We start from the raw sequence: 13,105 nt of genomic DNA, 5'->3' as shown, positions 1-13,105 counted from the left end.
ATGCACGAGGCAGTTACAACAAGGTGACCTCCATTGGCTTCCGGGACTGCCCTGATGAACTCATCGTATGGCTTGCGGCACCGGGTCTCGATGCCCCCAACAGCCATGGTCAGACCCCACGTCAGGCTGCCGGAGGCGGCCAAAGAGTCCAGGCCACGGAAGTGATGCTCGAGCGTGGGGCTTCAACCACCGTCGTGGACCGCGCAGGCAAGACTGTCCTGCTGCACGGGCTCGCCCGAACAGGCAACAGCTCCATTACTGAAACCACCCGGATCGCCCATGTGCTGCTGGCGCACGGCGAAGTAATCACCCCGGAAATGCGGAGCGAAGTCGAACGGAGTGGAAATGACTACGAGTTCCACAGGGAGTCGTTCAAGGGAGTCCTGCAACCCCGACTGCTTCGAAGAAATCGCGACCAGCCTCCGTGGGCTTTACCGACTCATGGGGGCTGCACCCGTCGGGCAGCGCGTGTTCCACGACGGCACATCTGCGATCAATGTGCCCGACGGATCGTGGCAGACACGCCGACAGGCTCTGTGGGACTTGCCCGTACCCTCGGTTGGGGCGGCACAGACGGTGCAGGGTGAGGCCATTCGGGTGACCGGCAGACTATCCAACAAGATTTTGGGCAATGGTGGCGTCAACTGGGACCGCGACTTCCGTTCCACGCTCGGTGCTGGTGGGAGCCACCTGGAACAGGGAGACTCGCTGGATGAGGGGGAGCTCGGCGAAGTTGCCTCACTTGAACGTGTGCTCCGCTCTGGCAGCGGCGAATCTGAGCAGCTATATCGCCTTGGCGAGCTGGCAGTGGACTGAGTTGCCACGAACGCCTCGCCCATCTCCCTGGGTTCCGTGAACTACAAGCGCTGATACTCGGGCTGCTGACATGGCAGCTAAAAAACCACCACGAACCGTTTCAGGGCGTCCAGCAGCACAGGCGCCAAACCACTCTCCCCGTGCATGGACGAGCGGGAAGACAGGGCCGTGTCGGGACGGTCGGTGATGATCCCGTCCACGTCGCGGCGCAAGTATTCCTGCTGCCGCTCTTCGTCGTTGGCGGTCCAGACCATGAACCCGAGACCGGCTCGGTTGGCGGCGTGCTGCATGGCAGGGGTTGCGGTCCACTCCTCGACAACGATGAAGTCCGCCACAGTATCCGGCACATCCACCGCAGCGAAAGCCATGATGTACCCCACCGACAAATCGGGACGAAGCCGCTTGAGTCGTTCGACGCTGGGCTTGTCCAAGGAATGGTAAATGTTGGTGTCAAGGGCGTCCAAGGCTTCCAGTGCCGCTACGAGCTGGTCCACATGGTTTGCCGGCTCTGCTCCGCTGAGCTTGATCTCAATCAGCAGCGGCATCTCCAGTTCCCGGGCACGGTTGATGTACTGCGACAAAGTCGGGATGCTGCCCTCATGGCCAGCCAAGTCGCGGACCTGCAACACGGTCAGTTCAGCGATGCTGAGATCCTTGACCTCCACGTTCTGCCCGGTCAGACGCTTGAGGTTCACGTCATGCATGACCACGTATTCGTTGTCCCGACTCTGCATCACATCAATTTCCACCAGGTCTGCGCCTGCCTTGGAAGCCGCCTCCAGCCCGCCAACCGTGTTTTCAGCCCCGCCGTCGGAGAAGCCGCGATGGGCCAGCACCAAGGTGTCCGGGTGTTTCGCCAGCTGGTCCATGGTGTCCAGTGCGGCCGTGCCCAACACCAGTGCGAGTCCTGCCGAGACCGCCGCCAGCAAAATCCGGGGCCCGCGCCGTCGCTGCCCCGAGTTTTCAGACCCTCCGGCCGCGGCAGGTCCGGGGTTGGAGATGGCATGCAGCTCCAGACCTGCGGGCAGCTTTCCCTGGCTTCGGCGCAATGCCACAACGAGCACCGCCGAGACCATGGCAGTCACCAGGCCGGTGAGCAGCAGCCCCACCAGCTGCGCCGCACCAAGGCTGTACGCGGCCACCACCGGTGACGCAGCCGGGGCAATGGCGTCACTGACCGCCGTCGGAATGAGTGCCATTCCCATCAGTAAGGCGCTGGCCACGCTGGCGCCCAATAGCACCGTGGCGACGGAAACCACCAGAACCAGTTCGCCCGGCCCCCGCACCAGACGCCAGCTCGCCCGGCCTGCCTGCCCACCCGTTGCATCAGTGAGGGCAAATACCGGAACCATGAGCGCCAGGCGGACGTTGATGAAGCCCAGCACCAGCAGGAACAGCACCAGGAGCACTCCCGAGGCAACGCTCTTGTACAGTTCCCCAGAGATGAAAGGCGGTATGGCGATGCCCTGAATCAGCACCGACGTGAAACCGAACCCGGTGATGGGCAAAACCCAAAAGAGATAGCAGAACAGCGGGAACGACGACGGTCGCAACAGTTTGCGGGCCACCTTGCCTACAGCGCCAAACATCTCCCGCGCGGTGGGCGGCCCCTGCCCATTCAACCGGCTGAGGAAGACCACCAGGATGGCGAACTGCAAACACAAGAGCCAGAAGGCAAGGGCGCACAACAACGCCACCAGTCCAAGTGTGAGCGGCAGGCCCGCCACAGTTGTCATGCCGCCCAGGTCCAGACCATGCATGCCGTTGGCGCGCAATGCTTCCTTGAACAACCATCGAAGAATCGGCAGAACCACGACCAGTACGACTAGTTGCATGGCCAAAACCAGTACCAAGAGATGGGCGCCGCCCTGGCGGATTAGGTCAAGGGCTCCTGAGAGATACTCGCGGATATAGGACCAAAACCGTGGCCGGGGTGTACTCAACGCTGGCGAACCTTGCGGTAGGGATGGTTGCTGACGCGTTCGGTGATTTCTGAGATGAGCTCGGCACGGGAAGTCTTCTTGCGGGCGCCGGCAACGAAGCGTCGTGTGGTGTTGGCAGCGCGCATCAGGTTCATGGGTCGGCCATGGATGCCGTAGAGGTCATGCGCCCAGTCGGGGAGCATCGACAGTACGCCGTCTTGAATAATGATGCCCGCCCACACCGTAACCGGATTGCCCTTGAGGTTGGGTTTACGCAAGCCACGGGAGATTTCCGCTGCAGGCAGGGTCAAAGCCATCCAGCTCTTTTGCTCGTCCATGTAGGCATCAAGCCCGGCCCGCGTAGTGGAGAGCACGCTCGGGTCAATTCCCACCAGTTCGGCAGCCTTGTGCTGTTCCCGGACGAACTGATCCTGTTGCGCCACCGACAGCTCCGGACCAAACTTGTCTGAGGCTCGCAGGACGCCCCAGACAACCGTGTTGTGGGTCCAGACGAGCCACTCATGATTGTCGGCACGCAGCTCAACACCCGTTGTAGGATCAGTCCAACGGGCGTGGGCATGCATGCGTCGCACGGACGTTCCTGCGGCGTCGGCATGCGCTTTGTCGCCAAAAATTGTGGTGTCAATGTAGCGGCCTGTGCGTTCGGCGCGCCCGTCCATGTCTGTTGCAAAACCGCTGGTTTGATCAAACAAGCGCATCATCATGGGATTGAGTGCCTGCAGGAGAATGGCAGCGACACCGCCCAGCTTTGAAGAGGGGTCCGAGAAAAGCGTCCAACTGATGCTGTCAGGGCCGAAATAGCCGTCGTCGGTGAGTGGGCCTGCTGTGTCCGCCATGTTTCCTCGCAATATTCTTTGTTTGTATGAGTACATCCAGTGAAGCAGGCCACCAAAGATTGGTGCGTGCGGCCCGCCGTATCCAACGCGCCTGCCCCGGGCCGCAGTATGGCGACCCGGGACAGAATTCGTCTGGCTGATCAATGAGCCACGACGACGCAGTTGGTGTTTCTGCTAGGACAGCTCAGTTGAGCGGTTACGGCGTCGGGCCAGGACCATTGCCAATGTGCCACCAGCAAAAAGAATTCCGGCACCACCAAGCAGGAACAATGAACCCTCTGCACCGGTCTGGGCAAGCGCCGTGCTCTTCATGGTGCTGCTCGCCGGAACCACCTTCACCGGCTTTACCTCGTCGGGCTTGGTCTCGTCCGGCTTGACTTCGTCGGGCTTTACCTCGTCGGGCTTGGTCTCGTCCGGCTTGACTTCGTCGGGCTTTACCTCGTCGGGCTTGGTCTCGTCAGGTTTGACTTCGTCGGGCTTCTCCTCGTCGGGCTTGGTCTCATCAGGCTTGACGGGCAACTCCACCTTCACCACCGCTTCCTGAATGGAGCCCACGTGGTTGAGCGTGTCGGGGACGTATTCCATGCGCAGGGTGACCGTGCCGGAAGCCTTCGGGGTCCACGTCATAATGGCGGAACCGAGGGGCTCGGCAGGCACTTCCCCGACGAGTTCCTCGTCTGCATAGAAGCGGAGCTGGCCGGAGATGTCTGCTGCCTGATAGATCTCTTCGGTCAGCGGGCGGACTGCCGCAAAGATCGTTGTGGTGCCAGTGACAGTGCCGGCCGAGCCTTCCACGTCCTCGCCCACATAGATCTCAACTTCGGTGGGGGCAGCCCCGCTGACAACTGTGTAGGGCTTATCCGTGGCTTCGGTAAAACCATTGCGGGGGTAGAAGTGGGCGCGGAGCTCAAAGCTGTCGGGCGAACCGAAAGCGAAGTCGGGATTCGTTACCTCCAACGGAATGATCTCCTGGACGTCCTTCGCGGTCAGGTCCTCGCCGGGTTCGGCGAAGCGGCGCTCCGGATCGTGGCTTCCCTTAACTTCGGCTCGGTCAACTTCAATACCGTCGCGGGTGAGCACGATGGTGCCGTCCGGGCTGCCGTGCACTGCCGAGTTATCGGATGTGACAGTGGCATCTATCCACAGGCGACTACCTGAGTACGAAGGCCGATCCGGCACGAGCAGGGCCAGGTTCGTCACTGCTGGGAGCACCTCGAGGGCGCCGAGCTCCAGCTCGCCTTGGTCATAGTTGTCGTCGCCCGAGTAGAGAATGGAGATCGCGGCACCATTGGCGTTGGCCAAGGGGCGAATGTCCAGGGTGACGGAACCGTCCACGAGTTCCCTGACCTGCAACGGTTCACCGTTAGCCATGATGAAGACGAAGCCGCCCGCCTTCGGGGATCCCAGCAAGCCGCCCCCGACGCTGACGCTGAACGAGGACGTCTCGCCCGAGGTTACCGGGTGGGATAGCCCGGTGGAGGTGATGATCGGGGCCAACACCTCCAGTGCCGCGGCCTCCGGGGCCAGGGGTGCAGCGTCAGCTGGCGCCTGCGGGGCAGTTGCCGGAGCGGAAACCTCGGTGAGGGGTCCTCCGTCATTCGCGCTGGCAGGGAGGGCTGCGGAAAATACAAACGCGGCGACCGTGAGGGAGACTGCAGCGGTCATGGCGCGCTTGCTTGAGGGTGAGACCTGGGAAGGGCGCCGCTTTGATGCCTGCATGGTAATCCTTTCGTGATGGGAAGAACCGGCAAGGGAAAGTAGTCACCCGAAAACGTACAAGAAATGCACTGGAAACCGCCGGTGTATTTCCAGCATGCCAGCAGAAAAGCGGGATTTTGAGGACTGGGTAGTCTTCTGCGCAACATCGAGTAGTGCCTAGGTCTGAATGGGTAAAAAAGACTCCGTCACACTACGGGAAGCAACTGCCGGCGGTCGACCACTCCCAATTTGGTGTAGGCCCGCTGCAGGTGCCCCTCAACCGTTCGGGGTGACAGGTACAGCTCATCGGCGATCGAGACATTGCTGTCCCCGCGGGCTGCACGGATGCACACCTCGCGCTCACGTTCGGTCAACAACGACAGCTGGATGCGGGTGCGCCCCAGCGAGGGGGTGTTCACGTTCGCCAGCGGCCGGGCCAAATCGGCGGACATGCCTTGCAGGGTGGAGGCGCGCGCACGGCGGCCGCCGTCGCGGGCCAGGTTTGCCGCCCGGTTGGCTAATTCCGCGGCAAAGAGTATGCGCCCTGCCCCGACGTGTTCGGCCACCACGTCCTCGACGTCCGCATGGTGTTCGCCCAAAACGTCGGCGTACCGGCGCAGGCTTGCCGCCAGAGCGCCCTGCACCCCGGCAGCTGTCTCGCTGACTGCCGTGGCATCCTCATGCAGGCCAAGCCGCCAGGCATCATGGAACAGCCTCATCACCAGGAGGTCGCGGCCGCGTGCCCGTGCAGTGTCCACGAGCCGCTCAAAGTACCGGCAGGCGGCGTCGCGGCCGTGCAGGTGAAACTCGACGCCCAGCATGGCGCGCTCCGATTCCGCTCGAAGGGAGTGGCCACCGGTCACCGGGGAAGAATGAAACAGCTCGTAGGCGGAGGCGGCTCCCTTCCGGTCATCCAGCATTGCTGACGCGGCGCCCTGGCAGGCTGCTATGAAACCCGTGAGTTGGTGCGGGTCCACCACATCGACAAGTGCCAGCGCTTGTCCGGCCAGGTCCGCGGCCAGGCTGGCATTCCCGGACTCAAGCGCAGACCAGGCCTGTGAGACCACAAAGGTGGCATGGTCAACGGCGAGATTGTCCCAGTCCAGCTGGGCGTAGATTGCTGAGAGCCGGGGTTCGCTAGTACTGTCCGAATGCGCCGCCAGGAGGATGGCCTGGAGTATCTCCCCGCGGGAGCTCGGTGAGGACAGCTGCCACAGCTCGCAGTCAAGCAGCCGCACGATCTGTTCCAGAGCCGTTGTGGGCAGGCCCCGATAGCTTGCCTCAACCAGTAGTTGGCTGCTGATGGACATCCGCAGGTTGGCAGAAACTGCAGGGTTTGTGGCATCGGCGGTCAATGCTTCAAAATCGCAGGGCTGGTTGCCGACTAAGGCCAGAAGCCGCGCGAACGCCCGAATTTCAATGCTGTCATCCTCGCGGACAGCCAAACGGGCGAGCGCAGCAGGCAGGTTGCCGCGGCCGCTGAACTCAATCCAGGCGGCAAGACTGCGGACCCGGTCAACCTCCTGTTCCGGGAACAATGACAGAACAAGGAGTGCTTCATCGGCTCGGCCTGTCTCCTGCAGGGCCTCGGCGCGAAGCAGGGCCAGCTCAATCCGCGAAGCCACATCCGCCCACTGGGCAAACCCTCCGTCGTGGACCAGCCGGGTTAACACCAAGACGGCCTCAAATTGGCGAGCCCGGCACGCCGCGCCTGCATCCTGCAGGAGCTCGGCCGGAATGGTCAGGACGTCGAGATTCTGGCTGTGCAGGGCCAGTGACAGCCTGGTCTGGGGATGCATTTTCTCGCGCGGCAGTGCGGCACGGATGAGGTTCGAATGCGCCCGAAGCGCGCTGCGCCCCAGTGTCGCCAGCACCGTTTCCGGTGTGAGCGCCGATCCCAAAGCCGCGGTGGGAATCTCGCCAGAGCTGCCCTGGATGTCAAGCAGCCCTGCATCGTGGGCCCGATCCAACACCTCCGGAGCAACAAGCGCCGTCGCGAAGCCCAAGGGCAACTCACCCGTCAGTGCCAGTATCTCCACAGCCTCACGGAGTTCTCCCGACTGTTCTGCCAGCCGGGTGGATATGAGTTCGGTGATGCGTTCCCCACGGGGATGCCATCCTTGGCCCAACGTCCAGTACCCCCTGCGCACCGTGAGGGCGTCATGGGCTTGCGCATCAAAAGCAAGTTCACGCAGGTGCAGCGGATTGCCGCCGGCATGGCCGAGTAAGACGGTGGCTGCACTGGCGTTCACGCGGCCGCCAAGAAATTCCTCCAGCAACACCACGGCGTCATCAAGACCAATAGCCTCCAGCTCCACCCGGTGAGCTGCCGACGACACGGCCAGCTGGCGGACGGGCTGCGGGAGTGTGGCAATTGACCGGGCGATGCAGACCAAAGAGAGTGCCCCGCTGCTTGCCAGTTGAGAAAACGCAGCAGCACTCTGGTCATCGATTGCGTCGGAATGGTCGATGAAGATGGTGGATCGCTGAGCCGCTGCACTGCGGGCCAGTGTCGCCATCAGATGTGCGGGGGAGTCGGTGCGAAACGCGGGGCCAGTCAGCTGTGCCACCACGGTGGCGAGGGCTGCAAACGGAATACCGCGCAGGGCATGGGCGCCGGACAATCGGTGCACAGCTTTTTCGGGCAGCGCCTGCGCTCCGAGAATCCGGTTCACGAAGGCGGTGCGGCCGCTTCCGCTCTTGCCCAGGACAATAAGCGGGGCGCCGGAACTGGTGGCAAGAAAGGCCCCGCTCTCAAGGTGCATTCGAGAAGGCAGCATCTTGGGAACGGGGGGGGCATTTGGGCTCATTGGACTTATTGTAGTGCCCATTGTTTGCAAAATGAGGTATGTGTCACGGCAATATCAGGTAGTGGACAATCCTCGCTAGGGTGCCGTCAATACTACTTGTTGTGGTAATGCTCCGAGAGCCGGGACAGGCCCTCGTCAAGTGACACGGAGGGTGTCCAGTCCAGGACTGCCTGCGTGTGGCGCTGGTCGAACCAGTGGGCGGTGGAAAGCTGTTCTGCCAGGAATCGGGTCATGGGCGGTTCGTCGTGCACCCAGCCACGCGATCCGGCTGCGGTCCACGCCCTTTCGATGATCGAGCCTGCTCCGCGGGCCAGCCAGCCCGGCACGGAATATCCAGGGGACTTAACTCCGGCAGCGGCACAAATACCGGCAATCAATTCGCCCACGGGCCGTGGTTCGCCGTTGGTCACAACGAGTGCCTGGCCGTGTGCTTGGTCCATGCGATCAAGACCACGGACAATGGCTTCGGCGGCATTGTCCACGTAGGTGGTGTCAATGAGTGCACGGCCGCCGTCCAACAGCGGCAGCCGGCCGGCGCGCGCCCGTTCCACCACGCGCTCCACGAGCTGGGTGTCGCCAGGCCCCCACACAATGTGCGGGCGGATGGAGGTCACCCGGAAGTTGGGGGAGTCCTCGGCCAGGGCGATTTCCTCGGCAGCAGCCTTGGACCTGGCGTAGTGTCCTCGGGCCAGTTCGGGATCAGCAGCCCCGGCCTGTGCCCCCACAATGGACGCGCCAAAATGTGCCACGGAGGGTGAGGAGACAAAAACGAAGTCGCGCAGGCCCTCGCGCTGGGCGGCGGAGATCAGTTGCCGGGTGCCCACGATGTTCGTCGACACAAAGTCGTTCCACTCGCCCGTGAAGGAAACCTTCGCGGCCAAGTGGATGACGGCGTCCATGCCAGCCACCGCACGTGCGGCAACATCGGGGTCCACCACAGAGCCCTGGATCGACTCCCACGGGGCCTCAACAGCGCCACGCTGCAGCGTCCGCACGGTGTATCCGCGGTCAAAGAGCAGTTGCGCGACGGCACGGCCCAGCATTCCGCTGGTCCCGGTCACGAGGACGCGGCGCGCTCCGGGAGAGGTGGCAGAACCGGAAGCAGACTCCTTGTTCACGGCCTTCCCGCCTTTTCCCCGGCCAGCATCCGGGCAGCCCACCGTGACAGCTTTGCACGGTCGATCTTGGAGTTGTGCCGCACATCAGTCGGCATGGCCTCGACGACAATGACGGCGGCCATCGGCAGGTCCACGGCGGCACGCACCTCGGCGGCCAGTGCAGACGGCGCCAGCCCCGCATGCTTGGCCGGCGGAACAGTCTCGATGATGGCCACGGCAGCCTGCGTGCCGGAGGGCCCAACGCCCACCACGGCAGCCCTCGCCACGACAGGGTGCAACTCGATGGCCTGCTCGGCGGCAACCGGAGTCCGCACACCGGCGGGAGTGGTCAGGATGTGTTCCATCCGCCCCTCAACCCATAGCCTGCCTTCATCATCCAGATGCCCAGCATCGCCCGTGCGGTGCCATCCGGGAATCGAGATGCTGTGTTGTTCCGTGATCCACAAACGGTCGTAGCGTTCCTTGACGTGAGGTGCGGAGACCAGAATCTCGCCCGTCACATCGGCCGCAAATGACGGATCGGGCACCACGGTGCCATCGGGGCGAACCGGGGCAATCGCCACGGTCGCACCGCTGACGGCCAGCCCGACGCACACGCCATTTCCGGTGCCGGCAGCCTGGATGCCCGGCAGGTCAATGTCCGTGACGGGCAGCGCCTCGGTCATCCCGTACGGGGTGTGCAGGGCGGCGTCCGGGGCAAGCGCCTGCACCTTTTCCAGCAGAGGCGTCCCCAGGGGGGCGCCCGCTGACAAGACAAGTCCGACGTCGGCCAGCGCCGTTCGCTGCGCAGTCGAAAGTTCCGCCGCGGTCGCCACCACGTTGACAAGTGCTGCGGGGGAGGCGAACACCACCGTGGCGTTGATCGCCGCTGCCGCCGAAGCCAGGGCGGCGGCGGTCAGGGTCCGCGGGGCGGTGACGTCCATGTCCGGGGTGACGGTGGTGGCTCCAAGGGCCGGGCCCAGCAGGGCGAACGGTGCAAAACCTGCAACCAGGGCGGTCCCGGCCTCCAGCTTGTACGTTGCCTTGAGCGTATCCCGCATCGCGGCAAGTTTGCGGTGCGTGTACACCACACCCTTGGCCGGGCCGGTCGAGCCGGAGGTGAACAGCACCGCTGCATCGTCGTCGGCGCCAGGCGTTACAAAGGTGGCCGGGTTGCCGGCCAGGCGCACGACCCGGCCGTTGGCCATCAGCTGCGGAACGGTCGCGGCAACTGCGAACATGGCCTTCTTGGCCGAAGCCGTCGACGGGGTGAAGTCCTCCGCGGCAATTTTCACACCGGGCCAGTTGTACAACCGGGCACCGGCCAATGCCCGATCAATGCCGACCAGGAAGTCGGGGCGGGCGCCCTTGATGGCGCGGCTGAGGCCCTTCGCTCCGAGCCCGGCGTCTGCCACAACAATGACGGCGCCCAAACGCAGGCAGGCATAAATCAAGGTGGTCAGGTTGATGCCCGGCGGCACTAAAAGATTCACCCTGTCGCCGGCCGAAACACCCAGGTCCGCCAAGCCGGCGGCGAGATCGTCAACGTCGTGGGCCAGCTGCACCCACGTGAGCGAACGTGTTCCGCCGCCGGGGAGCATGTCGACAACAGCCGTGGACGTGTCAGTGCGGCGGGCGTCGAGTTCGGCCAGCATGGGCACGTACGGTTCCACTGCTTCGGGGGCGGCAGCGGGGGCGGGCGTGGCAGTGGCCAGGACGTTCCGCGCCAGCCACGCGAACGTGGGCGTGGCAATGTCGCGGTCCTCCTGGACCAGGTGGCTGGCGCCCTCAAAACGGTGCACGTCGGCATGCGGCAGCCGCGTGATCAGATCCTGCAGGTACCGATCCGAAAACACCGGATCCTTGGGACCCCACATCATGAACGCGGGCACCTGAAGTGAACGGATCCCCTCGGAAACGCCGGAAAGCGCTGGATAGGAGGGATGCTCCGGGCTGGCCGGAATGTCGGCCACAAAGTTCCCCACGCCGGCGCGCCGCGCCACGGACCGGTACGGGGACAGGAACGCGGCCCGGACGCCGTCACCCAACGCGGGTTGCGCCAAACCGTGCGTCACGCGCAGGAATGCGGAAGACGTCGTCGTACCCCACTTGTGGACGGCGGGATGCAGGGCAAGCTTCAGTGCCGGTGGGAGGGAGAAGCCGGCCGGGTGGACCGCCGTGTTGGTCAGTACGACGGCGGCCAGCTGGCTTGGGTGCGCCAGGGCCCAGCCGAGGGAGATCAGGCCACCCCAGTCGTGCCCCACGCTGACAACCGGGCCGGCGAGGCCAAGTTCGGCGGTGAAGTCGGTGAGGTCGGTGATGCGGTCGGCGAGGCGGCGGAAGGTGCCGGTGCGTTCGGAGAAGCCCATGTCGAGCTGGTCGACGGCGATGACGCGCCACGGGCCGCCGGCGGCCAGCGTTGCGGGGGAGGTGGCGCCGGCGAGCAGGCTGCGCCACAGATACGACCACGTGGGGTTGCCGTGCACGCACAGCAAGGTGCCGACCGGCTCGATGCCGGTGGCCAAAACGTCGGCCTCGTTGTCGAGGTAATGCCAGTGCCGGCGTGTGCCTGCCGGGTCAACGGCTGCCGTGGAGGGGACGGACAGGGTGCGGCGCCAACTGGCCTGGACACCGGGCCACGGCTGGGGAAGACCGCCCGCCGGAGGGACAACTTCCAATGGGGCCACTGCTACCACGCAATTTCCATCATCGTCGTGTTCAGGCCGGAGCCCACACCCATGCACAGCACGCGGTCGCCGCTGTTGAGGGTTTGGGATTCCTGGGCCAACGTCATGGGCAGCGAGGCCGGGCCCACATTGCCCCATTTGGGGAACGTGACGGGCACCTTGGCGCGGGACAGATCAACGGCCTTGATGATGGCGTTGGTGTATGACTTGGAAACCTGATGGGTGACGTAGCGGTCCATGGTGCGCCAGTCCCAGCCGTCGGTGTGGGCCTCATGCCACGCATCGGTGACAAGTTCCAGGCCGTTGTCAAGCAACCCCTTGGTGTCGGTGAACATGCCGTCCTGCCCGCCAACACACAGTTCGTGGAACTGGGTTCCTGCGCGTGAGACGCCACCCAAAATGCGGTGGCCGCCGGGGTGTAAATCTGCCGGACCCATCACCGCTGCTGCCGCGCCGGAGCCCAGGGTCAGGGTGGCAAATTCGTTCAGGTAGTTTTCGCGGGTGGAATTTTCATCGTTCAGCCGCTTAAAGGTTGCTTCCTGGGTGCCTTGGGCGTCTTCGCCGGCCACGATCAAGGCGTATTTGATTTGGCCTGAGTCAATCATGTTGGCGGCCAGGGTCATGCCGTTGACAAAGCCCAGGCAGGCGTTGGCCACATCAAAGTTCATGGCCGAGGACGGCAGGCCCAGACCGTTGTGGACCCTCACAGCAACGGATGGTTCAAGGTTGCGGCGGGTGACGGAGGTGTTGATCAGCAAACCCACCTGGCCTGCCTCAATGCCTGCCTCGGCCAGGGCCTTGGCACCTGCTTCGATGGCGCCGTCGTCAAACTCGGTGCCTGGGGCCCACCAGCGGCGTTCTTCCACGCCTGAGACCCGCTCCAACAGCCGCTTCGAAAGCCGCAGCCGCTTGAGGCTCGGGGCCAGCCGGGTGTCAAAGTCGCTGGACTTTACGAGTACCGGAGCCTCAACGCTTGAGACAGCGAGCAAGGCGGTGTTGTGGTGACGAAACGTAGCGTTGCCGATCAAAATCCAGCCTTTTTCTTGTGGTGTTCGGTGTCAGATGCCACCGGAAATCAAGTGACTGTGCCTTGAGTCGTGCGGGGAGTGCCTTGGCCGGCCCCCCGTGCAAAACAAGACGCACCCTTAACTATGCACCTTGCAGGGTGGTTAGTGCACATGCGCCACACTGCATACACGATCAGCCGTGCAGCGTGCC

At 63.8% G+C, this 13,105-nt stretch carries 8 protein-coding genes; 1 reads left to right on the top strand and 7 read right to left on the bottom strand.

Annotated features, from left to right (window positions below; all coding sequences use genetic code 11):
• The first annotated feature begins 345 nt into the window (after nt 1-345).
• Nucleotides 346-816 (top strand): hypothetical protein, encoded by a 471-nt coding sequence (locus art_RS21515; RefSeq protein WP_157875157.1) that lies wholly within the window; start codon nt 346-348, stop codon nt 814-816.
• Nucleotides 817-893: 77 nt separating this feature from the next.
• Here art_RS21515 and art_RS05605 read toward each other — a convergent pair whose 3' ends face one another.
• The 7 genes from art_RS05605 to art_RS05575 form a co-directional block, all read right to left on the bottom strand.
• Nucleotides 894-2,759, bottom strand: a complete 1,866-nt coding sequence (locus art_RS05605) for a glycerophosphoryl diester phosphodiesterase membrane domain-containing protein (RefSeq protein ID WP_162182032.1) — start codon at nt 2,757-2,759, stop codon at nt 894-896.
• Nucleotides 2,756-3,595 (bottom strand): oxygenase MpaB family protein, encoded by an 840-nt coding sequence (locus art_RS05600; protein WP_038463058.1) that lies wholly within the window; start codon nt 3,593-3,595, stop codon nt 2,756-2,758. The genes art_RS05605 and art_RS05600 overlap by 4 nt, the downstream gene beginning before the upstream one ends.
• A 174-nt stretch (nt 3,596-3,769) precedes the next feature.
• On the bottom strand, nt 3,770-5,314 hold the full coding sequence (locus tag art_RS22650; protein WP_038463056.1) for an LPXTG cell wall anchor domain-containing protein: 1,545 nt from the start codon (nt 5,312-5,314) through the stop codon (nt 3,770-3,772).
• A gap of 185 nt (nt 5,315-5,499) precedes the next feature.
• Nucleotides 5,500-8,103, bottom strand: coding sequence for a LuxR C-terminal-related transcriptional regulator (locus art_RS05590; RefSeq protein ID WP_162182031.1), 2,604 nt, complete (start codon nt 8,101-8,103; stop codon nt 5,500-5,502).
• Between the two features lie 92 nt (nt 8,104-8,195).
• Nucleotides 8,196-9,221 (bottom strand): NAD(P)-dependent oxidoreductase, encoded by a 1,026-nt coding sequence (locus tag art_RS05585; RefSeq protein WP_301537953.1) that lies wholly within the window; start codon nt 9,219-9,221, stop codon nt 8,196-8,198.
• Nucleotides 9,218-11,896, bottom strand: a complete 2,679-nt coding sequence (locus art_RS05580; RefSeq protein WP_253901488.1) for an alpha/beta fold hydrolase — start codon at nt 11,894-11,896, stop codon at nt 9,218-9,220. The genes art_RS05585 and art_RS05580 overlap by 4 nt, the downstream gene beginning before the upstream one ends.
• Complete coding sequence (locus art_RS05575; protein WP_038463052.1) at nt 11,890-12,915, bottom strand: 3-oxoacyl-ACP synthase III; 1,026 nt, start codon at nt 12,913-12,915, stop codon at nt 11,890-11,892. Before art_RS05575 ends, art_RS05580 begins: the two co-directional genes overlap by 7 nt.
• Nucleotides 12,916-13,105: the final 190 nt, after the last annotated feature.

Source organism: Arthrobacter sp. PAMC 25486 (genome assembly GCF_000785535.1).
In the GTDB taxonomy this organism is placed as follows: Bacteria; Actinomycetota; Actinomycetes; order Actinomycetales; family Micrococcaceae; genus Specibacter.
Note: the sequence above shows the minus strand (reverse complement) of the source record. Positions and strands in the feature narration are given on the sequence as shown.

Excerpts from the sequence above, each read along its gene's own strand:
- art_RS22650 (WP_038463056.1), bottom strand. The coding sequence starts at position 5,314 with ATGCAGGCATCAAAGCGGCGCCCTTCCCAGGTCTCACCCTCAAGCAAG.
- art_RS05600 (WP_038463058.1), bottom strand. The coding sequence starts at position 3,595 with ATGGCGGACACAGCAGGCCCACTCACCGACGACGGCTATTTCGGCCCT.
- art_RS21515 (WP_157875157.1), top strand. The coding sequence starts at position 346 with ATGACTACGAGTTCCACAGGGAGTCGTTCAAGGGAGTCCTGCAACCCC.
- art_RS05590 (WP_162182031.1), bottom strand. The coding sequence starts at position 8,103 with ATGAGCCCAAATGCCCCCCCCGTTCCCAAGATGCTGCCTTCTCGAATG.